Source organism: bacterium (assembly GCA_026129405.1).
Taxonomy (GTDB): Bacteria; Desulfobacterota; Binatia; order DP-6; family DP-6; genus JAHCID01.
The window spans coordinates 132,098-156,251 of the sequence record JAHCID010000005.1; the positions used below are offsets into that span (position 1 = coordinate 132,098).

The 24,154-nt window shown below is 73.1% G+C and carries 28 protein-coding genes and 2 tRNA genes; 15 read left to right on the forward strand and 15 right to left on the reverse strand.

Translation table 11 applies throughout. From position 1 onward, the window contains the following. Positions 1 to 83: 83 nt before the first annotated feature. The gene (locus KIT14_18020; protein ID MCW5892422.1) at positions 84 to 473 is read right to left on the reverse strand and encodes a hypothetical protein; all 390 of its coding nucleotides are present in this window, start codon (positions 471 to 473) and stop codon (positions 84 to 86) included. Positions 474 to 622: 149 nt separating this feature from the next. On the opposite strand from KIT14_18020, the gene KIT14_18025 reads away from it, so the two are divergent. Then, on the forward strand, positions 623 to 1,156 hold the full coding sequence (locus KIT14_18025) for an O-acetyl-ADP-ribose deacetylase (protein MCW5892423.1): 534 nt from the start codon (positions 623 to 625) through the stop codon (positions 1,154 to 1,156). A 92-nt stretch (positions 1,157 to 1,248) separates the two neighbouring features. Next, on the forward strand, positions 1,249 to 1,638 hold the full coding sequence (locus KIT14_18030) for a hypothetical protein (GenBank protein ID MCW5892424.1): 390 nt from the start codon (positions 1,249 to 1,251) through the stop codon (positions 1,636 to 1,638). Here KIT14_18030 and KIT14_18035 read toward each other — a convergent pair. Beyond that, complete coding sequence (locus KIT14_18035; protein ID MCW5892425.1) at positions 1,635 to 1,970, reverse strand: hypothetical protein; 336 nt, start codon at positions 1,968 to 1,970, stop codon at positions 1,635 to 1,637. The genes KIT14_18030 and KIT14_18035 overlap by 4 nt on opposite strands. A 116-nt stretch (positions 1,971 to 2,086) precedes the next feature. After that, positions 2,087 to 2,530 carry a hypothetical protein gene (locus KIT14_18040; protein MCW5892426.1) on the reverse strand — a complete coding sequence of 148 codons (444 nt, stop codon included), beginning with the start codon at positions 2,528 to 2,530 and terminating at the stop codon, positions 2,087 to 2,089. 85 nt (positions 2,531 to 2,615) lie between these two features. On the opposite strand from KIT14_18040, the gene KIT14_18045 reads away from it, so the two are divergent. Next, a tRNA-Ser gene (locus tag KIT14_18045) sits at positions 2,616 to 2,704 on the forward strand. Between the two features lie 50 nt (positions 2,705 to 2,754). On the opposite strand, the gene KIT14_18050 is transcribed toward KIT14_18045, so the two are convergent. From KIT14_18050 to KIT14_18060, 3 genes are all read right to left on the reverse strand, one after another. Continuing rightward, complete coding sequence (locus KIT14_18050; GenBank protein MCW5892427.1) at positions 2,755 to 3,012, reverse strand: hypothetical protein; 258 nt, start codon at positions 3,010 to 3,012, stop codon at positions 2,755 to 2,757. Between the two features lie 185 nt (positions 3,013 to 3,197). After that, positions 3,198 to 5,324: a hypothetical protein gene (locus KIT14_18055; protein MCW5892428.1), complete on the reverse strand. Its 2,127-nt coding sequence runs from the start codon at positions 5,322 to 5,324 to the stop codon at positions 3,198 to 3,200. Then, positions 5,321 to 6,208: a hypothetical protein gene (locus tag KIT14_18060; protein ID MCW5892429.1), complete on the reverse strand. Its 888-nt coding sequence runs from the start codon at positions 6,206 to 6,208 to the stop codon at positions 5,321 to 5,323. Before KIT14_18060 ends, KIT14_18055 begins: the two co-directional genes overlap by 4 nt. A gap of 118 nt (positions 6,209 to 6,326) precedes the next feature. On the opposite strand from KIT14_18060, the gene KIT14_18065 reads away from it, so the two are divergent. Further along, positions 6,327 to 7,766 (forward strand): ABC transporter permease subunit, encoded by a 1,440-nt coding sequence (locus tag KIT14_18065; GenBank protein MCW5892430.1) that lies wholly within the window; start codon positions 6,327 to 6,329, stop codon positions 7,764 to 7,766. Next, entirely contained in the window at positions 7,763 to 8,512 is a 750-nt protein-coding gene (locus KIT14_18070) for an amino acid ABC transporter ATP-binding protein (protein ID MCW5892431.1), read from the forward strand. The genes KIT14_18065 and KIT14_18070 overlap by 4 nt, the downstream gene beginning before the upstream one ends. A gap of 35 nt (positions 8,513 to 8,547) precedes the next feature. On the opposite strand, the gene KIT14_18075 is transcribed toward KIT14_18070, so the two are convergent. Further along, on the reverse strand, positions 8,548 to 10,131 hold the full coding sequence (locus tag KIT14_18075) for an alkaline phosphatase D family protein (protein ID MCW5892432.1): 1,584 nt from the start codon (positions 10,129 to 10,131) through the stop codon (positions 8,548 to 8,550). A 264-nt stretch (positions 10,132 to 10,395) separates the two neighbouring features. Between KIT14_18075 and KIT14_18080 the strand changes: the two genes are divergently transcribed. After that, positions 10,396 to 10,974 carry a phosphohydrolase gene (locus KIT14_18080; GenBank protein ID MCW5892433.1) on the forward strand — a complete coding sequence of 193 codons (579 nt, stop codon included), beginning with the start codon at positions 10,396 to 10,398 and terminating at the stop codon, positions 10,972 to 10,974. 198 nt (positions 10,975 to 11,172) lie between these two features. Continuing rightward, complete coding sequence (locus tag KIT14_18085; GenBank protein ID MCW5892434.1) at positions 11,173 to 11,790, forward strand: lysophospholipid acyltransferase family protein; 618 nt, start codon at positions 11,173 to 11,175, stop codon at positions 11,788 to 11,790. A gap of 6 nt (positions 11,791 to 11,796) precedes the next feature. Here KIT14_18085 and KIT14_18090 read toward each other — a convergent pair whose 3' ends face one another. The 6 genes from KIT14_18090 to KIT14_18115 form a co-directional block, all read right to left on the reverse strand. Then, a complete protein-coding gene (locus tag KIT14_18090) occupies positions 11,797 to 12,099 on the reverse strand; it encodes a hypothetical protein (protein ID MCW5892435.1) in 303 nt (100 codons plus the stop codon). Between the two features lie 73 nt (positions 12,100 to 12,172). Further along, positions 12,173 to 13,447, reverse strand: a complete 1,275-nt coding sequence (locus KIT14_18095; protein ID MCW5892436.1) for a cytochrome P450 — start codon at positions 13,445 to 13,447, stop codon at positions 12,173 to 12,175. A 79-nt stretch (positions 13,448 to 13,526) separates the two neighbouring features. Further along, complete coding sequence (locus KIT14_18100) at positions 13,527 to 14,348, reverse strand: DUF2470 domain-containing protein (protein MCW5892437.1); 822 nt, start codon at positions 14,346 to 14,348, stop codon at positions 13,527 to 13,529. 134 nt (positions 14,349 to 14,482) lie between these two features. Further along, positions 14,483 to 14,635 (reverse strand): DUF3309 domain-containing protein, encoded by a 153-nt coding sequence (locus tag KIT14_18105; GenBank protein ID MCW5892438.1) that lies wholly within the window; start codon positions 14,633 to 14,635, stop codon positions 14,483 to 14,485. Between the two features lie 471 nt (positions 14,636 to 15,106). Further along, the gene (locus KIT14_18110) at positions 15,107 to 15,286 is read right to left on the reverse strand and encodes a type II toxin-antitoxin system HicA family toxin (protein MCW5892439.1); all 180 of its coding nucleotides are present in this window, start codon (positions 15,284 to 15,286) and stop codon (positions 15,107 to 15,109) included. A gap of 33 nt (positions 15,287 to 15,319) precedes the next feature. Continuing rightward, positions 15,320 to 15,532 (reverse strand): type II toxin-antitoxin system HicB family antitoxin, encoded by a 213-nt coding sequence (locus KIT14_18115; protein ID MCW5892440.1) that lies wholly within the window; start codon positions 15,530 to 15,532, stop codon positions 15,320 to 15,322. A 300-nt stretch (positions 15,533 to 15,832) separates the two neighbouring features. Between KIT14_18115 and KIT14_18120 the strand changes: the two genes are divergently transcribed. From KIT14_18120 to KIT14_18135, 4 genes are all read left to right on the forward strand, one after another. Next, complete coding sequence (locus KIT14_18120; protein ID MCW5892441.1) at positions 15,833 to 16,414, forward strand: hypothetical protein; 582 nt, start codon at positions 15,833 to 15,835, stop codon at positions 16,412 to 16,414. Further along, a complete protein-coding gene (locus KIT14_18125) occupies positions 16,411 to 16,914 on the forward strand; it encodes a transposase (protein MCW5892442.1) in 504 nt (167 codons plus the stop codon). The genes KIT14_18120 and KIT14_18125 overlap by 4 nt, the downstream gene beginning before the upstream one ends. A 74-nt stretch (positions 16,915 to 16,988) precedes the next feature. After that, on the forward strand, positions 16,989 to 17,297 hold the full coding sequence (locus KIT14_18130; GenBank protein ID MCW5892443.1) for a DUF1153 domain-containing protein: 309 nt from the start codon (positions 16,989 to 16,991) through the stop codon (positions 17,295 to 17,297). Next, on the forward strand, positions 17,188 to 18,375 hold the full coding sequence (locus KIT14_18135) for a transposase (GenBank protein ID MCW5892444.1): 1,188 nt from the start codon (positions 17,188 to 17,190) through the stop codon (positions 18,373 to 18,375). Before KIT14_18130 ends, KIT14_18135 begins: the two co-directional genes overlap by 110 nt. Before the next feature lie 281 nt (positions 18,376 to 18,656). Here the strand turns inward: KIT14_18135 and KIT14_18140 are convergent. Further along, a tRNA-Arg gene (locus tag KIT14_18140) sits at positions 18,657 to 18,730 on the reverse strand. A 108-nt stretch (positions 18,731 to 18,838) separates the two neighbouring features. Here KIT14_18140 and KIT14_18145 point away from each other — a divergent pair. Genes KIT14_18145 through KIT14_18160 form a run of 4 tightly spaced genes read left to right on the forward strand, consistent with a single transcriptional unit; the run spans position 18,839 to position 22,199 of the window. Further along, complete coding sequence (locus tag KIT14_18145; GenBank protein ID MCW5892445.1) at positions 18,839 to 19,450, forward strand: ASCH domain-containing protein; 612 nt, start codon at positions 18,839 to 18,841, stop codon at positions 19,448 to 19,450. Further along, on the forward strand, positions 19,447 to 19,857 hold the full coding sequence (locus tag KIT14_18150; protein ID MCW5892446.1) for a VOC family protein: 411 nt from the start codon (positions 19,447 to 19,449) through the stop codon (positions 19,855 to 19,857). The genes KIT14_18145 and KIT14_18150 overlap by 4 nt, the downstream gene beginning before the upstream one ends. 24 nt (positions 19,858 to 19,881) lie before the next feature. Beyond that, on the forward strand, positions 19,882 to 20,679 hold the full coding sequence (locus tag KIT14_18155) for a class I SAM-dependent methyltransferase (GenBank protein MCW5892447.1): 798 nt from the start codon (positions 19,882 to 19,884) through the stop codon (positions 20,677 to 20,679). After that, the gene (locus KIT14_18160) at positions 20,676 to 22,199 is read left to right on the forward strand and encodes a hypothetical protein (GenBank protein ID MCW5892448.1); all 1,524 of its coding nucleotides are present in this window, start codon (positions 20,676 to 20,678) and stop codon (positions 22,197 to 22,199) included. The genes KIT14_18155 and KIT14_18160 overlap by 4 nt, the downstream gene beginning before the upstream one ends. On the opposite strand, the gene KIT14_18165 is transcribed toward KIT14_18160, so the two are convergent. Next, complete coding sequence (locus KIT14_18165) at positions 22,200 to 24,065, reverse strand: tetratricopeptide repeat protein (protein ID MCW5892449.1); 1,866 nt, start codon at positions 24,063 to 24,065, stop codon at positions 22,200 to 22,202. Positions 24,066 to 24,154 lie beyond the last annotated feature (89 nt).

Sequence of the window (24,154 nt, forward strand, 5' to 3'; positions counted from 1 at the left end):
GCCGAACCTGGCCACTGCGCACCCTGGGGTCAACCCGGGTGGTGCAAGATCCGCTCGCCGAGAGCTGCGCCGGGGGCTGCTCGCTAGGAGTTGCGACGGACGCCGTCGCGGGCCGGCGGCTCCGCGGCCGGCGGCGCGGTCTCGCGCGGACCGTTCAGGAGCAGCGGCGCGAGGTCGCGGAAGAAGTCGAAGAGCTTGCCGAGCACGAGGACCATCTCGTCCCACGCCGCCTTGCCGAGGTCGCGCAGCGTGGCCCCGAGATTGAAGCTCGTCTGGCTCTCCTGGAGCTTCAGCGAGCGGCCGCAGCCTCCCATCTGGAGCGCGAGGTGCGCGGCGACGGCGTCGGACTCGCGCACGCTGAGCTTGTAGTACGTTCCCGAGGGGCGTCGCTCGGCCTCGATGGTGTGGGGGATCGCGGCGAGCTTGAGGCAACGTTCCCGCCGCCGCAGCGCGGCCCCGTTGCGATCGCTCACGAAAACGACGGCCAGGGGCTCCTCCGCCACCGCATTCCACATCCGTGTGTGCCCTCCCACCGGGTGGTGGATCTGTAGCGACGGATGGCGACGCGCGCAACCTGCCGACGCGCAGTTTGCGGACGGCGACGGCGATGCTACCGGCGGGCATGGCCTCGCGTGTCTTCGCGGGAACCAGGATCGACCTCGTCCGCGGCGACATCGTCCATGAGGCGACCGACGTCATCGTGAACGCGGCCAACCGGACGTTGCTCGGCGGCGGTGGCGTCGACGGCGCCATCCATGCCCACGGCGGTCCCGCGATCCTCGACGAGTGCCGACGCCTCGGCGGCTGCGGCACGGGAGACGCGAAGATCACCGGGGCGGGGCGGCTGCAGGCCCGCTGGGTCATCCATGCGGTCGGACCAGTGTACCGGGACGGAGCCAGCGGCGAGCCGGAGCTTCTCGCGGGCGCCTACCGCCGGTGTCTTGAGCTGGCCGTCGAGCACGGCGCCCGCTCGGTCGCCTTCCCCTCGCTCTCGACCGGGGTCTATCGCTTCCCCGTCCGGCTCGCCGCGCCGATCGCCCTGCGCACGGTCGTGGCGGGCATCGACGCCCGTCCGGGAGGCCTCGACCTCGTCCGCTTCGTGCTCTTCTCGCCGGGGGATCTGGAGGTCTACGCGACCGCCCTGGCTGCCCTTTGAGCCGGGAGCGCGTCCTGGTTGCCACCCAGGGGGTCGCGTGGCACACCGGATCCAGGGAGCGCCGGGCGATCCGGCACCCGGGGAGGTAGTGGATGCGTCTTCGGCGAATGGTGATGGCGGGCGTGCTCGGCGCGGCCCTGGTCGCGGGCATGGCGGCGCCGGCGGCGGCGGTCGATCAGGAAGAGGAAGCCCGACTGTCGCTGATCGGGGCGTTCAGCAACATCTGGTACGTCCCGGCGAAGATCGTCGTGGCTGCGGTCGGCCTGCCGGTCGGTGCCCTGTCGGGCTGGCTGAGCGGCGGCAGCGTGCGCTCGGCCTACGCGATCTGGACGCCCACCGTCGGCGGCACCTGGTTCGTGGACAACGACGTCCTCGACGGGCGCGAGCCGATCCAGTTCTTCGGTGACGACTACGCCGATCGGCCGACCACGCCGCGCGGCGACATCGACGCCCCGTTCATGACGGGCTACCGCGACAACTAGGACGCGAGCGTGAGGAAGTGGGGCGCGAGCACCGCGCTCCACGGTCCCACCGAGCACGCGGCGTACAGCGCCGCCGTGAAGGCGAGCGCCGGAGCCGCGAGACGGCTCCGGTGGCGCAAGGTCCAGACGAGCAGGATGCAGGCGCTCGCCTGGAGCTTGAACGCCCAGAGGGCCGGTCCCGTCCCGATCGTCGTCATCGCCTGGTGGACGAGCGGGTTGCCCTCGCCGAAGCCGAGTCCGACGCCGAGCCAGGTCGCGACGCCGTCGAAGACCTGCAGCAGCAGGTTCAGCACCACGAGCGCGCTCACGGCGCGCTCTTCGTGCCTGGTCATGGGAGCCCTCCTTCGCGGCCACCGCCGCCCTGCACGAGGCGGCGACGACCGGGCGGGACCCTCCCGCACCCGGTGTGAGGCCGTCAAGCGCAGGTTGCATGCGACCTGCGTGAGGCTCACGGTCCGGCGTCGGTCGAGACCGCGCGCACGAGGAACGTGCGCGCCCTGCGGCCGACGAGCCCCTCGAGCCGGACGCGCACGCCGACCCCGAGGCTCGTCACCTGCGCGACGAGGGGCTTCGGCCCCGCGAGCAGGAAGGTCGGCTGGTATCCCGCGAGCGATTCGAGGACGTCCTTGCCGTTGACGGCGTTGTCGCCGCCGACGGTGCGGGCGTCGTCGACGCCGAGCCAGACACGCGTGTCCGGCGCCCCGCCGAGGACGCCGAAGCTCGCGGTGGTGAAGCCGATGCGTGCGGCCTCCTCGCGGCCGCTCGCGACCACGCCGTCGAGCCGCAGGATGAGCGGCGGGCCGAGCGGCCGTCCGGTGTCGGGTCCGGCCAGGACCGGCGTCGACGCTGCCAGCGTGAGGACCGCGATCGCCCCGAGGCGAGTGAGACGCATGACCAACGCATGCGCCGCTGCCGCGCTCACGACAATCCCGGGTGGCAGGCTGCGAAACGCCATGCTACATCCGCGCGCGACCACGGGAGAGGTGACCGAGTGGTCGAAGGTGCACGCCTGCTAAGCGTGTGTACGGGTAACACCGTACCGAGGGTTCGAATCCCTCCCTCTCCGCTGCTGGGCTCCGGCTGGTGGCTCCCGGGGGATGCTTCCCCCCGGAGCCGCTACTGGATGCCGCGCGCCGTGCGGACGCGCTCGGCGGCGTCGCCGACGTAGAGCCGGAAGCGTCCCGGAGGGCCCTCGACCAGGTAGGGCTGCGGGTAGGCCGGCCCGTTCACGCGTCCGACCCAGCCGCGCAGGACGCTGAGCTCGTCCGGGGTCGCGGGATCGAGCTCCAGACACTCTTCCTGAATCCGGACCCGGGCATCGCGGTGGACGCGGACCTGATCGCTGGTGCTGCGGAGCGCGCGCGTACGTGCCATGCCCGTACGCATAGCAGATAGCGTGCCGGCTCGATTCCCCGCAGCTGCGACGTTTCGCCCGCAGCAAATCCTGCAAACCTGCGCGGCATGGCGCGCCGGCAACGGCTCGCCGGCTCATCGGAGGGCCCGGGGAGGTAGGGCGAAAGGCCACCCGGTGTGCGTTTTCGCGAGTTGGAATCGACTCGCTACTCGTAGAGGCCTTTGTCGCTCGAGCGATAGGGGCGCGTCTTGATGCCCGGCACCACGGCGACCCCGCTCTCGCCGAGCGAGCCCTGGACGTAGATCGGGACGTACTTCTCCCAGCGCCCCACCTCCTCGCCGCGGCTTTCGCCCTTGGTGAGGAGCTGGCGATAGAGGGCGCCCTCCGCCGCCGTCTGCACCCGTGCCACGGCCTCCGGCGTCAGGGGGCGCTCCTCCACCCGCTCGTCGTCCTCGGCGTCGTCGTCGTAGACGTAGAGCCGCAGCCCGCGCGCGTTCAGCACGACGCCGCGCTCGGTGAGCTCGCCGTTGCCGTTCTTGCCGTCGAGGAGCGTCGGCGGCAGGTCGAGACCGCCCGGGCCGAGCAACGCCGGGTTCGCTTCCAGGAGGGCGCGGTCGAGCGTCAGCTCGCCGAGCCTGGGGCCCTTCTTCAATATCTCGCGGGCCTTCTCGGCGGCGTCGGTGTCGGGGAACTGCTCGGCGATGGCCTGGAAGAGAAGCGGCGCCGCCGGCGAGTCGGCCGCGTCGTGCATGAGGCGCTCGGCGAGCTTCTCCTTCAGCTTGTCGGTTCGCTTGGCGGCCGGCTCGGGCGTCGCCAGGTGGTGCATGAGGGCGCGCTCGTAGTTGCCCTCGCGCTCGTAGGCGTCGGAGAGGCGGGCGTGGACGTCGGGCGCGTCCGGCGAACGCGGCTCGCGGGCGAGGAACTGCTCGCCGCGGTCGATGATCTCCTGGTTCGAGGCCGGATCGTTGCGCCACGCCTGCCAGGCGCGCGTCGCCATGCCGACGACGTTGAGGATGCCGAACGACTGCGCCGCCTCGACGCCCTGCGCGCCGATCTGCACCGCGCCGTAGAGTGCCGAGCGCTCGTTGACGCCGCCGAGGAGGACGTACTTGGCCACCTCGCGCGAGTGGCGCGTCTCGGCCGCGTCGAGGCCGGCGAGGCCTGCGTACTCGGGGCTCTCGAGCGCCGCCGCCGCGATGCGCGCCGAGCCGGAGTCGTTGCCGGCGAGGTCCTCGAGCGTCTCGCGGGCACCGGGACGATCACCCCGGCGCGCCTGTGCGACGGCGAGGACGAGATGGGCGCCCGGCGCCAACGGCCCGTCGTCGTCCGCCGCCAGCAGGCGCTGCGCCGCCGCGGTCATGTCGGCGGGATCGCCGCCGGCGGTCGCGTGCAGGAGGCGTTCCCAGTCGGCCTGCTCGGCGGGGGACGTCGGCAGCCGCAGCTCGTTGGCGGGCCAGCCCGCCGCCTCGCGTCCGGCTGCGTCCTTCGCGAGCGCCGTGGCGACCCGCTCGCGCCGCTTGCGCAGCGCGTCGTCGCAGCCCTCGAGCTGGTTCGCGCTGGCGACGTAGAAGCGTGCGGCGTCGAGGTCGCCGGCGTCGAGCGCGGCATCGACGTGGTCCACCGCGTCCGCGCACAGCGCGGCGGCGCGCTTGGCGCCGAGGCGCTGGAGCTCGGCGACGATCTGCGGGGCGTCGCGCGTGTGGGGGTCGCGCTCGAGCAGCGTGCGGTAGCGGGCGAGCGCCTCGCGCTCGCGCGACGACAGGCGGTCGTAGTTCCACAGGTTGACGGCGGTCGTCACGACGCTGTCGAGCGCGCTTCCGGCCATGAGGAACGGGTTCACGGCGACCAGCGCCGTCGCCGGCGTCAGGGCCCCGAGGGGGCGGATGGCGTCGTTGACGAGGTTGGCGCGGCGGTCGTGGCGATCGTCGTCGAGCAGGTGGCCGGCCGCGGCGCCGTCCTCCGAGTCGAGCTGGTGACGGGCGATGCGCTCGAGGAGCGGGTCGGGCTTGGCATCGAGGACGGCGTTCAGGTTGTTGCGCCGTTGATCGCGTGTCGTCGCGGCGCTGCCGGCGAGGAAGCGCAGCTGGTCGGTGAGGCCGGTGCGACGCTGGCCCGCGTCCCGGCGCTGGGCGTCCCACGCCTCCATCGCGGCCACCGCCGACTGCGTGGCGGCGTCGTCGCCGGCGAGACGCGCGGTGAGGGCGCGGTGCACCGCGTCGGCGATGCGGGCGTCCTGCTGCGAGACGTCGTCGAGGATGTCGGTGGCGGCGTGCGCCGGGGGGGCGGCGGCGAGGGCGAACGCGAGCGCGAGGAACGGGAGGCGGCGCATCATCGGTAGCGGGCGAGCGTCGCGCTCTTCCAGCTCTCGACGGCGGCGAAGCGCGCCTGGCCCTCGGGCTTCTCGCGCGCACCGTCCCAGGTGGCGACCTTGCGGTAGGTCTCGAGCGCGCGGTCCGTGCGCCTGGTGAACTCGTCCTGCGCGAAGTCGAGCGGGCGGTCGTGGGCTTCGACGTAGTCGCGCGCCATGTCGGCGTAGAGATCGCCGAGCCGGAGCACGTAGGCCGGCAGGTTCTTCGACTCGGCGTGCTTCTCGATGAGGAAGCGCAGGGCGCGCTCCGCCGTCTCGTCGCCGGTCTCGAGCATCTGCCGGTGCTCGACGACGAGCCGCGCCGTGATGCGCTCGAGCCGCTCCTCCTCGACCAGCGCGAGCGTCTGGTACGGCGTGCCGGCGTGCCGCTCGACGAGCTTCCCCCACGCGTCGAGCTTGGCGCGCAGGTTGGCGAGCTGCACGTTCAGGTCGGGCCCGTCCTCGGGCATCGCGGCGGCCTCGGCGAAGGGCACGACGCGGGCCTCCGCCGTGCGCGCCTTCTCGGCGAGGGGCGAATCCATGCGCCCGACGGCGGCGTAGGCGTCGCGGGCGCGCCCGAACTCGCTCAGCCGCTCCAGCACCTGGGCGCGGGAGAACCCGACCACGTCCGCCAGCCGCCCGGGGTAGCGCTTCTGCCAGCTGTCGAGCCGGGTGAGGGTCAGCCCGTAGACGGCGATGCCGGTCGGGTCCTTGGCGGCGGGGAAGCGGTAGGCGTCGTCGTCGAGGTGCCAGGTGAGGACGGCGACCACCTCGACCAGATCCTCGTATGGCGCGAAGGCGCCCGTGGCGTCGCCCGCGCGAGCGGGCGCAGCGACCAACGTGCCGGCGAGGACCGCGGAGAGGATCACGCGGCGGAGAGGCATACGGCGGCCGGGCATAGCACACGGCGCGATGATTTTCGCGAGCCCTTCCGTTGCCGGCGTTCCGGCCCTCGGCTAGATCGCCCGGGGCGTGCTCTGGCTGGTGCTGACGGTGCTCGTGGCGCTCGGGGGGTCGGCGGGCGCCGCGGCGGACGACGGCCTCGCGCGGGTGCGTTCGACGCAGACGCTGCGCTGGGGCGGCGACCTCCAGGGCGGCGAGCCATACGTCTTCCAGGACCCCGACGATCCGCAGCGCATCGTCGGCTTCGAGGTCGAGATCGCCGACGCCCTCGCGCGCCGCCTCGGCGTGCGGCCGGCGTTCGTGCAGAACGACTGGCACCTCCTCGTGCCGGCGCTGGGACGCGGCGACTTCGACGTCGTCCTGAACGGCCTCGAGGTGACCCCCGCCCGTCGCGGCCAGGTCGCGTTCACGCGGCCGTACTTCGCCTTCGACGCGACCCTCGTCGTGCGCAGGGACGAGGCGAACGTGGGCTCGCTCGCCGACCTCCGCGGCCGTAGGGTCGGCACGCTCGGCGGCTCGCTGTCGCACGACATCGTCGCCGCGCATCCCGAGGTCGAGCTGGTCCTCTACGAGGGCACCGAGGAGCCGTACCTCGACCTCGAGCAGGGGCGGCTCGACGGCGTCGTGCTCGATCACATCATCGCCGACCGCTACGGCCTCGTGCGCCCGACGCTGCGCGACGCGGGGGCGGTCGGGCAGGGGGTCTACGCCGCGGCGGTGCTGCCCGGCGAGCCTGCGCTGCGCGAGGCCCTCGACGCGGCGCTCGAGGGCATGATCCGCGACGGCGAGCTGCGTGCGATCCTCGAGCGCTGGAAGCTGTGGGACGACCGCCAGCTGCGCCTCGGCGACTTCGCCGCGCCCGAGGCGGCGTCGGGGCCGGCGGGCCTGACCGCGGCGCAGGTCGAGCTGTTCGTGCGCGCGGCAGGCGTCACCGTCGTCATCTCGGTGTTGTCGATGGCCCTCGCCGTGCTGGGCGGCCTCGTCCTCAGCGTGCTGCGGCGCTACGGCGGGCCGGTCACCCGCGCGCTCGCGGGCGCGTACGTCGAGCTCCTCCGCGGTACGCCGGTGCTGCTCCAGCTCTACGTGCTCTATTACGGGCTCGCGCCGGTGATCGCGCTCGATCCGTTCACCGCGGCGGTGCTCGGCCTCGGCCTCAACTACGCTGCGTACGAGGCCGAGCTCTACCGCGCCGGGCTCGACGCCATCCCGCGCGGGCAGACGGAGGCGGCGCTGGCGCTCGGCATGTCGCGCGGACAGGCGTTCGGCCGCATCGTCCTGCCGCAGGCGCTGCGCGTGGCGCTGCCCGGGATGGCGAACGACTTCATCGGGCTGCTGAAGGACACCTCGCTCGTGTCGGTGATCACGGTCGTCGAGCTGACGAAGCAGATGACGATCACCGCGGTCTACCTCCAGACGTGGCTCGTGCCGGGGCTCCTGTGCGCCGGGCTCTACCTGCTCCTCAGCCTGCCGCTCGCGCACCTCGCGCGACGCCTCGAGCAGCGACTCGTGCCGGTGCCCGCATGACGCCGCCCGTCGTCGTCGCGCGCGACCTGCACACACGCTTCGGATCGAGCGAGGTGCTGCGCGGCGTGGACCTCGTCGTAGGGCGCGGCGAGGTCGTCGGCGTCCTCGGCGGCTCGGGCGGCGGCAAGACGACGCTCTTGCGTGCGCTCAACTACCTGACGCCCTTCGACGCGGGTGCGGTCGAGGTCGCCGGCCTGCCGCTGCGTCCCGGCATGTGCGAGCGCCGCGACGCCGCGGCGCTGCGTGCCGTGCGCACGCGCGTGGGCATGGTGTTCCAGCACTTCCACCTGTTCCCGCACCTGAGCGCGGTCGCGAACGTCATGGAGGCGCCGCGCCGCGTGCTGGGTCTGTCGCGCGACGCCGCGCGCGGGCGGGCCGAGACGCTTCTCCGCCGCGTCGGGCTCGAGCGCCATGTCGACGTCATGCCGCACACGCTCTCCGGCGGGCAGCAGCAGCGCGTCGCCATCGCCCGCGCGCTCGCGATGGAGCCGGCCGTGCTGCTCTTCGACGAGCCCACGTCGGCGCTCGATCCGCGTTTGCGCGGCGAGGTGCTGAGCGTCATCGCCGACCTGGCCGCGGCGGGACAGACGATGGTGGTGGTCACGCACGAGCTGGCGTTCGCGCGCCGCGTGGCGCACCGGCTCGCGGTGCTCGCCGACGGCCGTGTGGTCGAGGAGGGGCCGCCGGACGCGGTGCTCGACCGGCCGCAGGCGCCGGGGACGCGCGCGTTCCTCGGCGCCCAGTAGCGACCCGCAGCGTCGCGGCGGGCGCGGGGCGGGGGTCAGCGCTCGGTGAAGAGCGTCTCCAGCACCCGGCTGCCGTTGACGATGCGGAACTTCGCGGCGGTGCGCGGCGTCGCGTTCGCATCGAACGTGTCGAGGACGCGGAACTCGACGATCGTCTCCTCGGGGGTGGCGTCGACGACGGCGTAGCCCTGGTCGAGGAGGTTCACGTAGCGCAGATACGGCGTGTTCGCGTCGCGCATGACGCCCTCGGCGGCGATGAGGATGGGCTCGGGGGCGATCGTGCGCGGATCGGGGTCGGCGGTGAGGGAGCCGGTGACGAAGTCGAAGGCGACGGTGGGCGAGCGCGGGTCGTCGAAGTCGGGCTGCAGCTCCGACGCGAGGTAGATGTGCGTGTGCCCGCTCGTGAAGACGACGTTGCGGATGCTCTGCTGCTGGATGTACGTGAGGAGCGCGCGGCGCTCGGCCTGGTAGTCGTCCCACGCCTCGTTCGAGACGTAGATGCCCTCGTTCGGGTGGGTCGCGCCGGGCGTGCCGGCGAGATCCTGGATCTTCCACGGGTTCATGTTGTAGGGGTTGCCGACGAAGCGCCAGGTCGCCTGGCCGCGCGAGCGGCGCAGGGTGCGGCGCAGCCACTGTGCCTGGCGCGCGCCGAGCGTCGTGCGCTGCGGGTCGAACATGTCGGGCCCCGGCGGGATGCGCGAGTCCTGGCCGTCGATGATGCCGCCGATGCTGACGTTCGAGGGCACCTCCGGGTCGCGGTACGAGCGCACGTCGATCATGACCACGTCGGCGAGCTTGCCCCAGCGAAAGTTGCGATAGACGCGGTCGTGGCGGTTCCCGGCGACGGGCATGTGCTCGAACCACGCCTGCTTCGCGAACGCGAGGCGCTCGGGCGGGCCGGTGCGGTCGACGCCGTTGTAGAACTCGCCGTCGTCCCACATGGCGACGAGCGGCACGGCCGCGTGCAGCTCCTGGAGGAGCGGGTTCGAGTGGAAGATGCGCCAGCGGTTCCGGTAGCGGTCGAGCGTCGTGTCGCCGCCGTCGGAGACGTAGATGTAGTCGCCGAGGTGCATCAGGAAGTCGACGTTCTCCTGCACGATGCCGCGATGTGCGACGTAGAAGGCGGAGCGCTGCTGGCAGCTCGCGAAGGCGTAGCGCAGGCGGTCGGGCGTGCTGCCGAGGCGCGGAGCGGTGCGCAGCCTGCCGACTCCGCTCGCGGCGCCCGGACCGTCGAAGCGGTAGTGGTACCAGCGGTCGGGCAGGAGACCGCGCACCTGGAGCCTCACCATGTGCCCTGCGGCGTCGCGCGCCCAGGCGACGCCGCCGCGCACGACCTCGTTCATCGCGGGATCGGTCGCGACCGTCCACACGATCGGCACCGGGCGGCCGTCGGCGGGGCGCGCGACACGCGTCCAGATCACGGCGCCGTTCGGGGCGGGGTCGCCGCACTTCACGCCGTCAGGGAAGCTCGCCGTGTACGGCGTCTCCTCGCCACGCGTGCGGCGGGGCAGGGACGCGAGCACGCCGCCCGCACCGGCGGCGGCGAGCGTGCGCAGGAAGTCGCGGCGGGGAAGGGCGCGCCCCCCGGTGTCGGGGCCGTCGAAGTCGCGGTCGGACATCGCGCGCGGGCGTAGCACACGGCTCGCGGCGCCCGTAAGTGAAAACTGCGTTGTGCTGGCGCCGCCCGCCGGCACGCGCTAGCGACGCCTGCATGGCGGAGGATGTCGGGAGTCTCGCCTGGGGGCTCGAGACGGGCGGGGCGCTCTCGCGCGGCGAACGGCTGCGCCTGCTCGGCCCGGTGCTGAGGACGACGGCGGCCTACGCCGCCTGCCGGCTCCGGGTCGCGCTCGGCCGGCGGGGCGGGCGGCTTCGACCTCGCGACGATGCGCTGGCCGGACACGGCCCTGGTGCGCGCCGCCGACGAGGCGTGTCGCACGAGCGTGTCGCCGGTCACGGTCGGGCACTCGTGGCGCACCGCCGCCTTCGGTCTCGCGCTGGCCCAGGTCGACGGCCTGCGCATCGACGTCGAGCACCTGCTCGCGGCGTCGCTGCTGCACGACGTCACCCTGGAGCGGCCGACGCCGGGTCGCTGCTTTGCGGTGGTGGGGGCGCTGCACGCGCTCGAGGTGGCGCAGCGGGCGGGCGCGGACGAAGCCGCGGCGCGCGCGATCGCCGACGCCGTCTGCATCCACGTCACGCCGGGCATCGACCCCTCCCGGCATCCGCTCGGCGCGATGGTGTCGGCCGGGGCGGCGCTCGATCTGCTCGGCATGCGTCTGTGCGAGCTCGCGCCTGCCTTCGTCGCCGCGGTGGGCACGCGGCACCCGCGGCTTCGCGCGTCGCGCGCGCTGGCCACGCTCTGGCGCGCGGAGGGGCGCGCGGTGCCGGCGGGGCGGGCGGCGTTCCTCGACCGGGTGGCGCTGTTCAGCCTGGTGATGCGCATGGCGCCGTTCGGCGACTGAAGGAGGAGACCTGCGGGTCGCGCATCGTGGTCGCGGATCGGGCTGCGGCCGCAGGGAGCCCGCCGGGGCTACGGCAGGCCGTTCCGGCGGCCGACGCCCGGCGATCCGTGCGGCGGGCAGCCGAACGGCACCTGAGCAGCGCGGTTCGCGCGAATTCGTTTGACTCGGGGCCCCGGCTGGGGTGTCGCTGCTCGCCCGATGCCCACTGCTCCATCAGATGCCCCGAGTGGTCTCGCGCGCGCTGCCGGCGCGCTCTGGCTCCGCCTGTTCCGCTGGCGCGTCGAGGGGCGGCTGCCGCACCTGCCGCGCGCCGTCCTCATCGCCGCGCCGCACACCTCGAATTGGGACCTGCCGTTCATGCTGGCCGTCGCCTGGGTGCTCGGCGTGCGACCGGCCTGGCTCGGCAAACGCGAGCTGTTCCGCTGGCCGTTCGGCGGGCTGATGCGCTGGCTCGGCGGTATCCCGGTCGACCGTCGTGCGCCCGGCGGCATGGTGAGCCAGGCGGCGGAGCGCCTGCGGAAGGCCGATCGTCTGATGCTCGTCGTGCCGCCCTCGGGCACGCGCAGCCGCGCGGCGCACTGGAAATCGGGCTTCTACCACATCGCCCGCGCCGCCGAGGTGCCGATCCTCTGCACCTTCCTCGACTATCGCCGCCGCGTCGGCGGCATCGGGCCGGCGGTCATTCCCACCGGCGACGTCGGCGCGGACATGGCCGTGATCCGTGCGTTCTATGTCCCGATCCAGGGCCGGCGGCCGGCGCTCACGACGCCCGTGCGCCTCGCCGAGGAGGACGCTGCGAGCGCCGTGCGCGCCTGAGCCCGCTCAGAGAATCAGGTTCTCCGACGCCCGCACGCGGGCGAGCCGCGTCATCGCTGCGTCGACTGCCCGGTGCCGCGCGCCCGGCCCCGCGTCGCCCATGAAGCGGCGCGAGAGATGGAGCACGTGGTCGATGCCCATCCCCGACCGCACGCAGAAGGTCAGCTCGTCGCCGTTCGTCCGCACCGCCGTGACGCGGACCGACCGCCGCGTCGCCCAGCCGTTCACCACGAGGAGCCACTCCTCGCCGGACAGCCCGCCGAAGGTGCCCGTCTCCTCGTGACCCCGCATCTCCTGAACCAGCATCATCGCCTCCTCTTCGCCTCAGTTCGCCGTCTCTTCGCCCAACCGGCGAACGGCGTCAAGAGGGGCGCGATGGGGATCAGGCGGCGGAGACGGCACCCGGCGTAAAGCGGACCGGCATCCGCTTGATGCCGTTGATGAATCCCGAGCGCAGCTGGGCCGGCTCGCCGGTGATCTCGAGGTCGGGCAGGCGGCGGAACAGCTCGCGGAACATGACCGCGATCTCGCGCCGTGCGAGGTGGGCGCCGAGGCAGAAGTGCGGGCCGGGGCCGCCGAAGCCGACGTGCGGGTTCGGGTCGCGACGGACGTCGAAGCGGAACGGATCGGTGAAGACCGCCTCGTCGCGGTTGGCGGAGTTGTAGAAGAGCGCGAGCTTGTCGCCCTCGCGCAGCGCATGGCCGGAGAGCTCGAGGTCGTGGGTGACGGTGCGGCGCATGAAGATCACCGGCGTCGCCCAGCGCACGATCTCCTCGACCGCCGTCGGCGCCACCGCGTCGAAGTCCGACGCCCAGAGGCGTCGCTGCTCCGGATGGTCGCGGAGGGCGACCAGGCCGTGGCTGATCGCGGTGCGCGTCGTCTCGTTGCCCGCGACGGCGAGCAGGATGAAGAACGACGCGACCTCGTCGTCCGTGAGGCGCTCGCCGTCGAGCGCCGTGTTGACGAGCGCCGAGGTGAGGTCCTCGCCGGGGTGCTTCGTCAGGTGCTGCGCGAGCTCGCGTACGACCTCGGCCAGCACGAAGCCGGCCTGCATGAACGCCGCGATCGGGTCGGTGCCCTCGGGGATGAACTCGGGGTCGCCGCCGGAGAGGATGATGTTCGACTGCTCGAAGACCAGCCGATGGTGCTCCGGGCGGATGCCCATCAGGTTGCAGATGACGATGAGCGGCAGCCGCGCCGCGATCTCGGCGACGAACTCGGCCTCGCCGCGCCGGATGACGTCGTCGATCACCTGGATCGCGATGCGCTCGACGTCGTCCATCGCGCGCTGGACCATCTTCGGCGTGAAGCGCCGCGAGACGATGCCGCGCAGGCGCTGGTGGCGCGGGTCGTCCATGTTGATCATCGAGCCGTAGAACTCGTTCATCTCGGCGGGCAGGTCGGGGATCGAGGTCGCGCCGAGGCTCGAGCAGAAGTCCTCGGGGCGGCGGCTGATCTCGAGGATGTCGGCGTGGCGCGTGACGGCGTAGTAGCCGCGGCCGCGGACGATGCCCGGGATGTCCGGCTCCTCGAAGAAGGCCAGCGGACGGTCGCGGCGCAGCGTGGTGAAGGCGGTGTCGCGCTCGGCCCAGGGCCGGGCCCAGAAGTCGATGTCCGAGAGGTCGATGCGGTCGGCGTCGAGTACGGTCGGGTCCACGCGGCCTCGCTCCCCGTGCGGCCGGCCAGCCGGCAACACCGAAAAGATGACGCCGGTGTCGCCGAGCCTGGCCGGGGAGTCAAGCCGAGGGCGGCGCGGCCTTCGCCAGCGTCTCGCGGGCGCGGCGCACGAGCGCGACCATCTCGCGGCGTGCGTCGTCGGGGGTCGCGATGGGTGCGGAGAACGGCAGACGGATCGGGCGCGGGCCGCGGCCGGTCTGGGCGGACATCTCGAAGCCGTAGCGGTCGACGCCGGTCATGGTGGCGGCGGTGGTGTCGGTGGCCCGCGTGAGCGCCTGACAGAACGTCACCATCGCGTCGACGTGGTCCTCGTTCATGTGCTCGATGATCGCGATCGCGTGCGGCGCGATCGGGTCGGGCTCGCCGCCGCGCCAGTCCGCGACCTCGACCCACGACATGCGCCCGTAGCCGCCGATGTAGCGCACGCTCTCGACGTCGAGCTTCCAGAAGGCGAAGTCGGAGTAGTCGATGTAGTAGGACGCGTTCGGGTGGCGCGCGAGGTAGGCGTCACGCGCGGCGTCGCGCTCGGTGGCGTCGAGGACGCGCGCGGTGCCGAGCAGCGTCACGCGGCCCTTCGCCAGCGGGTCGCCGTCGCCGCTCTCGGCGACGAGCAGCGACGAGCGCGGGTCCGCGCGCAGGTTCTTCGTGTGCTCGGCGAGCTCGCTGATGAAGAAGACCGGGTTCGGCCCGTCCATCGCGAACGTCACCAGCGACCCGTACGGCGCACCCGCCGGCTCCTTCGCGATCGTGCACAGCGTGCCGGTCGGGATGGCGGCGGCCAGCGTGCGGGCCCGCTCGCCATGCGTGGGGGTGGGGATCTCGGTGTCGTACAGCGGCTGCTCGCCGTCACCCTGCGGGCGCAGGTGCGCGTCGTTGCTCATCGGTCGGGGTCCTCCGTCGGTGCCCTGGTGGGGCGGCTCGAGCGGACATAGCGCGAGGGGCGGGCGGAATGCGACTCGCCCGCCGCCGCGGCGTTCTGTAGATCGGGACGGAAGAACCGCGCCGCGCCGCCGCGTCAGGTCGTGCGCATGAGCGCCATGATCAGCACGATCAGCAGCACGAGACCGAGGCCGCCGCTCGGGTAGTAGCCCCATCCCTGGCTGTAGGGCCAGGTCGGGAGCGCGCCGACGAGGAGCAGGAGCACGACGAGGAGCAGGACCAGGTTCATGGGACCTCCTGCTCCGTGAGCACGCCGCGTGCCGCGCTCGGTGGGGAAGTGAAAGGCCCTTGGTGCCGCGGACACCAAGGGGTTGTCGGGGAGCTGCCCCCGCCGGCGAACCACCGCCGCTCGCAAGCGTGTTGAGGAAGCGGCCACCCGAAGCGTACGTGCGCCAGGCCGCGGCAGGCGATCATCGAGATCGTCGGGGTCGAGAGCAGCGCCGCCGGGCCGGTGTCGCCGGCTCCTCGCGCCCCGCCTACGCCGCCGCCGGAGGCAGTTTGGCGAGCCGCAGGAGGTGTGGGCGGTGGCGACGAGGTAGCCGTGGAGCTTGACGCGGGATGGGCCCCGGTAGCGCATCTTGCGGAAGCCGCCGACTGTCTTCCAGGCCGACCTCGTCCCCCGGGCCTCGGTGCCCTGGGCGGCGTCGTCCGAGTCCCGTCTCCCCTCGTGCGGCGCCGCCCCTCCTCGATCGCGGCGGCGTTACACGTCTTCCGGGCGAAGCCCCGTCTTCTTGGCGACCCGGGCGAGCATCTTGGGGCCGATCTCGTCGTCGTCGTGGAACGCGAAGACGACGTCATCCCATCCCGGACGCTCCAGCACCCGGTGCGAGCCGCCCGCGGCGCATTTCACACGCCATCCGATGCGCTGGAGCGCGGCCAAGAAGGCTGCGGGCCTTCGTGGCGCCTCAGGTGCTCACGCCGCCAAGAGGCGCCGACCGAGATCGGGAATCCGCTCGCCGTGCGCGAGGCGGTCGGCGAGCACCTGAACGAGCAACGCGGCGGCAGCATCGAGCGCCTCGTCGCGCGTCGCCCCGTAGGCGAGCGTCCCCGCAACGTCCACGACGTCCGCAATCCAGCGGCCGTCGTCTTCCTGCTCGAGTTCGACGCGAGAGCCGGCACGCTCCATGCCTCAGGTCCGTACCACGGTGCCCCGCAGGACACGACCGGCGTGGTCGAGTTGGCGAAGGTGTCGACCGAAGTCTGGACCGTCGGTCTCGCCGTCTTCTGGGACAACACTGCGAAGCTGGTGACGAGCGACTGTGGTGTCCCCCTCGGTTTCGTACAGGTCAGGCCACTAACTGCTCGCGATACGCCCTCGGGGGGATGTCCCGGATCCTGTTGAGCTGACCCGCTGAAAAAAAGCGGCGGCTCCTTTCGCCGTCCGATAAGGGACGGGGTCACCACAACCGTACGAAAGGAAGCCGCCATGCCGAGAAGTCGCACAGGAACGCGCGCGGGGGAAGCCTCGCGCGCCGTCGCGGTCCAGGTGCCGCTGCCGCTGCTCGCCGTCCTCGCCGATGCGAAGACGGCCTTCTTCGGGCTCTGCCTCACCGCCGGCCAGCAGGTGTTCGAGGCGATGATGGAGCACGACCGCGAGCTGCTCTGCGGGCCGAAGCACGTGCCGAACCCCGCGCGCCAGGCGTACCGCGGGGGCAGCGTGCCGAGTGAAGTCGTCCTGGGCGGGCGCCGCATCGTGCTGCCGCGTCTGCGCGCCCGCAGCGTGGCGGGAGGAGCTCACGTTGCCGAGCTTCGCCTACGCCAGCGCCGCGACCCGCTCGTGCCCACACGCTCGAGACGATCGCCGTCGGCGTCGCGACGCGGAGAATATCGCCGCACGCTCGACCCGCTGCCCGCGGGCGTCCCGGCGCAGGCGGTGTCGAAGAGTGCCGTCTCCCGCCGCTTTGTCGCCCTCACGCGCGCTCGGGTCGCGACCTGGCTCGCCGCGCCGCTCGACGGCCTCGACATTCGCGTCGTGCTCATCGACGGCCTGCACTTCCGCGGCACGTGATCCTCTTGGCGGTGGGTCTGGACGCGCACGGGGCCAAGCACACCTTGGCCCTGCGCGAAGGCACGACGGAGAACGCCACGGTCTGCAAGGCGCTGCTGGCCGACCTCCGCGAGCGCGGGCTCGACCTCGATCGGCCCACGCTGTTCGTGATCGACGGCGGGACCGGGCTGCGTAAAGCGCTCCGCGAGTCCATGGGCGCCCTCGCCGTCGTCCAGCGCTGCCAAGTGCACAAGCTTCGCAACGTCCTTGAGCATCTGCCCGAGGCGCTCCGGCCGCGCATCCGCCGCGCCATGACCGAGGCGTACGGGCTGCCCGATGCGGCGCTGGCCAAGCGGCGGCTCACCCAGCTCGCCGACGGGCTCGAGCGCACCCACCCGGGCGCCGCCGCGTCGCTGCGCGAAGGGCTCGACGAGACGCTCACGCTTCCACGCCTCGGCGTCACCGGCGCGCTCTACCGCACGCTGAACCGTCCCGGGTTCGCTGGAGGCTGGGTTAGTTGACTGCTGCGGCTCCGTGAGGGCGTCCCCCTCCGAGACTGGACAGGGCGTAGTGCCCGGGTTCAGAGGGAGCGACGATGGAGAAGGAGTTTCAGCGGTGGACGGCGCGCCGCAAGGTCGAGCTGCTGCTGCAGCTGATCAAGGGGGAGACGACGCTCGTCGACGCCTGCCGGCAGCACGATCTCACGCAGTCCGAGGTCGAGGGCTGGATGGCGCTGTTCCTCAAGTCCGGCGCGCGCGGGCTCAAGGCGCGGGCGGACGACGAGCAGGCGGTCCATGAGCGCGAGGTCCGCGAGCTGCGGGCGAAGGTCGGCGAGCTGGTCCTGGAGCTCGACGCGCGAAAAACGTTGGACGCCCGCACCGCCAAACCCGACAAAGCCTTCTGACGGTGCAGGGCCTCAGGCAGGACGAAGGCCACCGCGGGTCGATCACGCAGCTCTGCCGCTGGTTCGGCGTGCCGCGGTCGACCTTCTACTACCGCCCGCCCCGGCGGCGGCGCCGGCGGCGCCCGTCGTCGACCGAGAGGTGGAAGCGACGATTCGCGCCATCATCGAGGCTGAGCCGGCAGCCGGGCTGCGGATGATCACGGCCCGGGTGCGGCGCGCGGCCGCGACGCCGGTGAACCCCAAGAAGATCCACCGCATCCTGCGGCTCAATCAGTGGCAGGTCCGCCAACGCCCGCCGGGGCATCGGCCGCGGGCGCAGGGCTGGGTGTCGCGGGCCACGCGGCCAAACGAGCGCTGGGCGATCGACACGACACATCTCTTCTGCGGCCGCGACGGGTGGTGTCACCTCACGGCGATCATCGACTGCTACGACCGCACGATCGTCGGCGGGCGGCTGTCCCGCTCGGGCATCGCCGCGGTCGCGGCGGCGGCCCTCGAGGAGGCGCTGCGCGCGCGCCGGATCGACGCCACGTCGCCGGGCCTCGTGCTGCGCAGCGACAACGGCCTCGTCTTCGGCGCCAAGGTCTTCGTCGCAGTGGCACGCCGCTACCGGCTGTCCCAGGAGTACATCACCCCGGACACCCCGCAGCAGCACGGCATGATCGAGCGTTTCTTCCTGACCTTGAAGCAGGCGTGCGTGTGGCTCCAGCGCTTCGCGAGCCGCGACCATGCCTTCCGCGTCGTCGCGGACTGGCTCGATCGCTTTGTCGGGTTTGGCGGTGCGGGCGTCCAACGTTTTTCGCGCGTCGAGCTCCAGGACCAGCTCGCCGACCTTCGCCCGCAGCTCGCGGACCTCGCGCTCATGGACCGCCTGCTCGTCGTCCGCCCGCGCCTTGAGCCCGCGCGCGCCGGACTTGAGGAACAGCGCCATCCAGCCCTCGACCTCGGACTGCGTGAGATCGTGCTGCCGGCAGGCGTCGACGAGCGTCGTCTCCCCCTTGATCAGCTGCAGCAGCAGCTCGACCTTGCGGCGCGCCGTCCACCGCTGAAACTCCTTCTCCATCGTCGCTCCCTCTGAACCCGGGCACTACGCCCTGTCCAGTCTCGGAGGGGGACGCCCTCAGGGCGTCGCTACGTTTGGCGCCAGCGATCGAGGGGCCGCAGGCACGCTGCACGCCGAGCTGAAGGGCGGGGGGCTCGCAGGGTGTGGCTCGCGCCGACGGCGCTGGTGCGAAGTGCCTCCGCTCGCCGTCGACCTTGCGAGGCTACGCCGGCCGCTTGCTGCCTGTGTGCTGCCTGGCGTGCCTCGCGAGGTGCCGACAACACTGCCGCGTGAGGCTAACTCCCGGAATCGTCTAGTGCGCCCAGCATGATTCGAACATGCGACCTTCTGATTCGTAGTCAGACGCTCTATCCAACTGAGCTATGGGCGCGCAGTAGGAAGGCGGCTGTTTACCAGCGCCCTCCAGGCCCCGCAAGGTCCGAAAACCCGCCGGCGCCCCCTCTTGGCCGCCCCGCCGGAGCCCGCTACACACCATCGCGTGCTGTTCGCCCGCCGCCTGTGGCCGCGGATCGCCGATGGCTCCGTCACGGTGACGTTCCGGCGCTGGAAGCGGCCGCAGGTGCGGCTCGGTGGGACGTGTCGGACGCCGATGGGGGTGCTGGCGATCGACGCGATCGATCCCGTCGATCCGGCAGGCATCACCGACCGCGAGGCGCGGCGGGCCGGGTTCGTCGATGCGGCCGCCGTGCGGCACGAGCTCGAGCGATGGGAAGACGGCACCGTCTACCGCGTTGCGTTCCGCCTCGTCGGACCCGACCCGCGGGCGGCGCTGCGACGGCAGGCGCGGCTCTCCGCCGCCGATTGGGATCGGGTGGCCGCGAGGCTGGATCGACTGGACGCGGCCTGTCGCCGCGGGCCGTGGACGCAGCATGTGCTGCGGCTCATCGCGCGGCGGCCGGGGGTGCGCGCCGCCGAGCTGGCCGAGTCGGTCGGGCGCGAGACGCTCGCCTTCAAGGCCGACATCCGCAAGCTGAAGGAGCTCGGGCTCACCGAGAGCCTCGAGATCGGGTATCGGCTCTCGCCGCGCGGGCGCGCGCTGCTGGCGCGGCTCGACGGCAGCCGCGGGACGGGACGGCGGCGCGAGGCATGATCCACCTCCTCGTCAACGTCGACGTCGACGACCTCGCGCGCGGCATCGCCTTCTACACCCGCGCGTTCGACCTGCGCCTCGGCCGGCACCTCGGGCCGGCGGCGGTCGAGCTGCTCGGCGCCTCGTCGGCGATGTACCTGCTCGCACAGCCGCCGGGATCGCGGGCGACCGCGCAGGGCGGCACGCGCGACTACACGCGCCACTGGACGCCGGTCCATCTCGACGTCGTCGTGCGCGACGTCGATGCGGCGCTCGTCCGCGCCGTCGCCGCTGGAGCAACGGCGGAGGGGCCGATCCGGGACGCCGCCTTCGGCCGCCTGGTGCGGCTCGCGGACCCGTTCGGCAACGGGCTCTGCCTGCTCCAGCTCGTCGGTCGCGGCTACGACGAGATCGCCGGGACGGGCTGATCGCCTTGCCTCCCGGGCACGGGCATGGCACGGGCAGCCCGTCGCGCCGCCCGCGCGGAGCCCCCGTTGGACGTCTCGCTCTACGCCCGCTTCTTCGAGGTCGAGGACCGCTACTGGTGGTCGGTCGGCACGCGTCGCATCTTCGCCGAGTGGCTGCGGGCGGGGATCGGCGGGCGTGCGGGCGCCGAGATCCTCGACGTCGGCTGCGGCTGCGGGCGCTTCGTCGAGGAGCTGGCGCCGCTCGGGCGCGTGTGGGGCGTCGATCTCGCGCCCGAGGGCATCGCGTTCTGCCGCCGCCGCGGGCTGCGGCGCGTGAGCGTGGGCGACGCCGAGCGGCTGCCGCTGCAGAGCGGCTTCTTCGACGCGGTCGCCGCCGCCGACGTGCTCGAGCACACCGACGACGCCCGCACCGCCGCGGAGCTGCTGCGCGTGCTGAAGCCCGGCGGGGTCGCGCTGGTGCACGCGCCGGCGCATCCGTTCCTGTGGGGCGAGCACGACGAGGTGAACCATCACCTGCGACGCTACCGCCGCGCGCAGCTGCTCGGCGTGCTCGAGCGCGCCGGCTTCCGCGTCGAGCGCACCAGCTTCGTGAACGCCATCCTCTTCCCGCCCGCGGCCGCCGTGCGCGTCGGCAAGCGCTGGCTCGCGCGTGTCCGGTCGCGGCCCCGGCCGCCGCAGGCGGAGATCTTCGATCTGCCCGCGTGGGTGAACCAGGGGCTCATCGGCGTGCTCGACGTCGAGCGACGCCTCCTCCGCGCCGTCGACCTGCCGTTCGGCGTGTCCCTCGTGTGCCTGGCGCGCAAGCCGGCGGCGGCACGATGAGCCGCGCACGCCTCGCCGCCGTCGCCTGGGCGGCGCTGCTCGCCGTCGCCATGACGTGCTGGGTGCTGGCGCTGCCGCGCCGGCTCGGCGACGCCGACGAGGCGCAGCTGCTCTACGAGTCGCGCCGCCTCCTCGACGGCGCGGTCCTCTACCGCGACGTCTACGAGATCACGCCGCCGGGGTCGCTCTGGCTCTTCGCGGCGGGGTTCGGGCTCTTCGGCACGTCGATGCTGGTGGCGCGCGCGCTGAGCGGCGTCGTGCAGGGCGTGCTGGTCGCGCTCGTCTGGCTGACGGCGCGCCAGGCGGGGGTGCCGCCGGGGCTCGCGACGGCGCTCGGCCTGGTGCACGCGACGCTGCTCTATCCGGTCTGGCCCTACGCCAGCCCGCACTGGCTCGGGACGATCATCCTCCTCGCCCTGCTCGCCGTGGAGCTGCGCTCGGCGCGGCGGGGCGGCGGCTTCCTCGCCGCCGGCCTCGTCTGCGGCAGCATGTTCTGGATGCAGCATCAGCGCGGCGTCGTGCTCGCGATCGGCGCGACGGCGCTCGTCGTCCTGGAGACGCTGCTCCTCCACCCGGGGCCGAAGCTGCGCACCATGACGCGCGCGGTGGCGCGCTTCGCGGGGGGCGGGCTCGCGGCGACGCTGCCGCTCGCGGCATGGATCCTCCTCACCTCGGGCTTCGCGTCGCCGTTCGACGCGCTGATCCTCCTGCCGCTCACGGGGTATCGCGAGTACAACCAGATCGGCTGGGGCGGCGGCGCGCGCCATCCGATGCTGGTCGAGAACGCGGCCGCGACCTTCCCCGCCTTGCTCGCCTGGATGCCGCTCCTCACCGTGCTGGAGCTGGTGCGCACCATGCGGGCGCTCCTGCGCGGCGATCTCCCGGGCGCGCGCGTGGCCTTTCGGCTCGCCGGGGTGTCGATGCTGGCGATCGGGTCGGTGCTCTACTTCCCCGACTTCATCCACCTCGCCTTCGTCGCCCCGGTGTTCCTCGTGCTGCTCGGCGACCTGATGACGCGCGCGCTCGTCCACCGGCGCGTGCTGCGCGCCGGCGCACCGGTGGCCGCGGCGGCGCTCATGGCGACGGCGCTCGTCTGCGGCGGGCTCTATTGGCGCCGGACGTGGACCAGGGCGTATCCGTACGAGAGCGCCTTCGGCCTCGTCCACCTCGCGCGGCCGATGCAGGGGCGGGGCCTGGATGCGCTGCGCGCGTGGCTGCGGGAACAGAACGCGCGCGAGACGTTCGTCTATCCCTACGGCGCCAGCATCTACCTCCTCACGGGCACGACCAACCCGACGCCGTTCCAGATCCTCCATCCCACCTACAGCGCGCCCCGGCACTTCGGCCGCGCGCTCATCGACCTGGCGGAGCACGGCGATCCGCCGCTCCTCGTCGTCTTCAACCACGCGCGGCCGGAGGATCCGCTCGTCGCCGCCACCGCCGGATCCTACCGCCGCGTGGTCGACGACACCGTGACGCAGAACCTCGGCCTCTACATCTACGAGCGTCGGCCCGACTGATCAGGGGGCGGCGCCGGCGGCGCGCGCCTGGGCGAGGAGGTCCTTCGCCTCGGCGTTGGACGGATCCGCGGCGACGGCCCGCTCCCACGAGGCGATCGCGTCCGCGCGCCGGTCCTGCTGCCATTGCGCCACGCCGAGGTTGATCCAGACCGCCGGATCGCGCGGCGTCGCCTCGGCGGCAGCGGCGAACATGCGCTCCGCGTCGGCGAAGCGCTCGATCTGGAGGAGGGCGCCGCCGAGCTCGTTGCGCACCTTCGGGTCGTCGGGGGCGAGGTGGAACATGTCGTCCCAGTGGCGCACGGCCTCGTCGACGCGGCCGAGCTCCAGGTAGACGCTGCCGAGGTTCAGATGCAGACGTGCGTCGTGCGGATTCAGGACGAGCGCCGCTTCGAGGCGCCGTGCGGCCTCGTCGAGACGCCCGGCGCGCTTCGCGGCCATGCCGAGCTGGGCCTCGGCGAGGCCGAGGCGGGCGCGGGCCGGACCGTCGTCCGGGTTCGCCGCGACGATCGCGCGCAGGGCCGCGAACTGTGGCTCCGCCTCCGCGGGCCGGCCGGCCTCGAGCAGCGCCGCGCCCAGGCTGAGACGCGCGAAGGCGTTGTCGGGCTGCACCGCGACGGCGTGCGCCCACAGCGCCTCGGTGCTCGCCCACACGCGCGACTGCTGCACGGTGAGCAGGGCGAGCACCGCCACCTCGACGGCGGCGGCGACGGCGATGAGGCGACGCCGCGCCGGCGCGCCGATCGCCGCCCGCAGCGCGACGCCGGCGAAGAGGGCGAACCACGGCAGCGTGGCGAGATACGCGTAGCGGTCGGCGACCAGCTGCGGCCCGGCCTGGGTCAGGCCCAGCACGGGGGCCAGCACGATGGCGTAGGCGGCCCAGGTCGCGAGGAGCGCGGGGGCGCGGCGGCGCAGGAGCACGGCGGCGACGGTGAAGCCCACGACCGCGACGACGCAGCCGGCATACGGCCACGCGAGCGGCGAGAGCGTTCCGCGCAGCTCGTACATCGCGACGAGATCGCGCGGCCAGATCGTGCGCGCGAGGTAGAAGCAGAGCCCGTAGGCCGCCTGCGCCACGCGCTCGCCGAGCCCGTGCTGCTCGGTGTCGGGGAGATAGCGGCCGACCGCGAGCCAGGTGACGCCCGCGGACACGAGCCCGAGCCAGGCGAAGGGGAGCTTCTCCGCCAGGACGGTCATCCAGCCGCCGGCGCGCAGGCGGTGCAGCGGCCACGCGTCGAGGACGAGCAGCACGGCGAACAGCGTCATCGCCCACGACTTCGCGCACAGGGACAGCGCGGCGAAGACCACCGACGCCGTGAAGACGCCGAGCCGGATGCCCCGTCCCGGCGCATGCGCGCGCAGATAGGCGAGCACGGCGAGCAGCCAGAAGAGTCCCGCGAGCACGTCGCGACGCTCCGTCGCCCAGGCGACGGACTCGACGCGCAGCGGGTGCACCGCCCACGCCAGCGCGCCGAGCGCGGCGGCGGTGACCAGCGGAGTGGGCGCGATCGGCCAGCCGAGCGCGCGCGGCAGCAGCTCGACGAGCACCAGGGTGAACACGGCGGCGCCGGCGGCGTGCAGGAGGACGTTGGTCAGGTGGTAGCCGACCGGGTTCATGCCCCAGACCGTCCAGTCGAGCGCGAACGTCAGCCACGCGAACGGCTGCCAGTGGCCGCCGATCGTGCTGCTCAGCATCCACCACAGGTGCGAGGGCGACAGGCCGCGATAGTCCGGGTTGCGCAGCAGCGTGAAGTCGTCGTCGAAGGCGACGAAGTCGTTGCCGAGGACGGCGGGCAGGAACACGGCCACGGTGACGCCGGCGACGAGCAGCGCCGCGAGCCGGCGCGCGCGCGGAAGGGAGGCGGGCACGGGGGCGATCTACGCCGGTGGGGTCCGGCGTCGCAACGGCGGCGCCGCGGTCGGGCGACGCAGGCTTGACAGCCGCCCCTCGGTGCTTC

What these genes read in the sequence shown, in the direction of transcription:
- KIT14_18025 (MCW5892423.1), top strand. Translation starts at nt 623, where the DNA reads ATGGCCTCGCGTGTCTTCGCGGGAACCAGGATCGACCTCGTCCGCGGC.
- KIT14_18030 (MCW5892424.1), top strand. Translation starts at nt 1,249, where the DNA reads ATGCGTCTTCGGCGAATGGTGATGGCGGGCGTGCTCGGCGCGGCCCTG.
- KIT14_18035 (MCW5892425.1), bottom strand. Translation starts at nt 1,970, where the DNA reads ATGACCAGGCACGAAGAGCGCGCCGTGAGCGCGCTCGTGGTGCTGAAC.
- KIT14_18040 (MCW5892426.1), bottom strand. Translation starts at nt 2,530, where the DNA reads ATGCGTCTCACTCGCCTCGGGGCGATCGCGGTCCTCACGCTGGCAGCG.
- KIT14_18050 (MCW5892427.1), bottom strand. Translation starts at nt 3,012, where the DNA reads ATGGCACGTACGCGCGCGCTCCGCAGCACCAGCGATCAGGTCCGCGTC.
- KIT14_18055 (MCW5892428.1), bottom strand. Translation starts at nt 5,324, where the DNA reads ATGATGCGCCGCCTCCCGTTCCTCGCGCTCGCGTTCGCCCTCGCCGCC.
- KIT14_18070 (MCW5892431.1), top strand. Translation starts at nt 7,763, where the DNA reads ATGACGCCGCCCGTCGTCGTCGCGCGCGACCTGCACACACGCTTCGGA.
- KIT14_18075 (MCW5892432.1), bottom strand. Translation starts at nt 10,131, where the DNA reads ATGTCCGACCGCGACTTCGACGGCCCCGACACCGGGGGGCGCGCCCTT.
- KIT14_18080 (MCW5892433.1), top strand. Translation starts at nt 10,396, where the DNA reads ATGCGCTGGCCGGACACGGCCCTGGTGCGCGCCGCCGACGAGGCGTGT.
- KIT14_18085 (MCW5892434.1), top strand. Translation starts at nt 11,173, where the DNA reads ATGCCCACTGCTCCATCAGATGCCCCGAGTGGTCTCGCGCGCGCTGCC.
- KIT14_18090 (MCW5892435.1), bottom strand. Translation starts at nt 12,099, where the DNA reads ATGATGCTGGTTCAGGAGATGCGGGGTCACGAGGAGACGGGCACCTTC.
- KIT14_18100 (MCW5892437.1), bottom strand. Translation starts at nt 14,348, where the DNA reads ATGAGCAACGACGCGCACCTGCGCCCGCAGGGTGACGGCGAGCAGCCG.
- KIT14_18105 (MCW5892438.1), bottom strand. Translation starts at nt 14,635, where the DNA reads ATGAACCTGGTCCTGCTCCTCGTCGTGCTCCTGCTCCTCGTCGGCGCG.
- KIT14_18115 (MCW5892440.1), bottom strand. Translation starts at nt 15,532, where the DNA reads ATGGAGCGTGCCGGCTCTCGCGTCGAACTCGAGCAGGAAGACGACGGC.
- KIT14_18120 (MCW5892441.1), top strand. Translation starts at nt 15,833, where the DNA reads ATGCCGAGAAGTCGCACAGGAACGCGCGCGGGGGAAGCCTCGCGCGCC.
- KIT14_18130 (MCW5892443.1), top strand. Translation starts at nt 16,989, where the DNA reads ATGGAGAAGGAGTTTCAGCGGTGGACGGCGCGCCGCAAGGTCGAGCTG.
- KIT14_18135 (MCW5892444.1), top strand. Translation starts at nt 17,188, where the DNA reads ATGAGCGCGAGGTCCGCGAGCTGCGGGCGAAGGTCGGCGAGCTGGTCC.
- KIT14_18150 (MCW5892446.1), top strand. Translation starts at nt 19,447, where the DNA reads ATGATCCACCTCCTCGTCAACGTCGACGTCGACGACCTCGCGCGCGGC.
- KIT14_18155 (MCW5892447.1), top strand. Translation starts at nt 19,882, where the DNA reads ATGGCACGGGCAGCCCGTCGCGCCGCCCGCGCGGAGCCCCCGTTGGAC.
- KIT14_18160 (MCW5892448.1), top strand. Translation starts at nt 20,676, where the DNA reads ATGAGCCGCGCACGCCTCGCCGCCGTCGCCTGGGCGGCGCTGCTCGCC.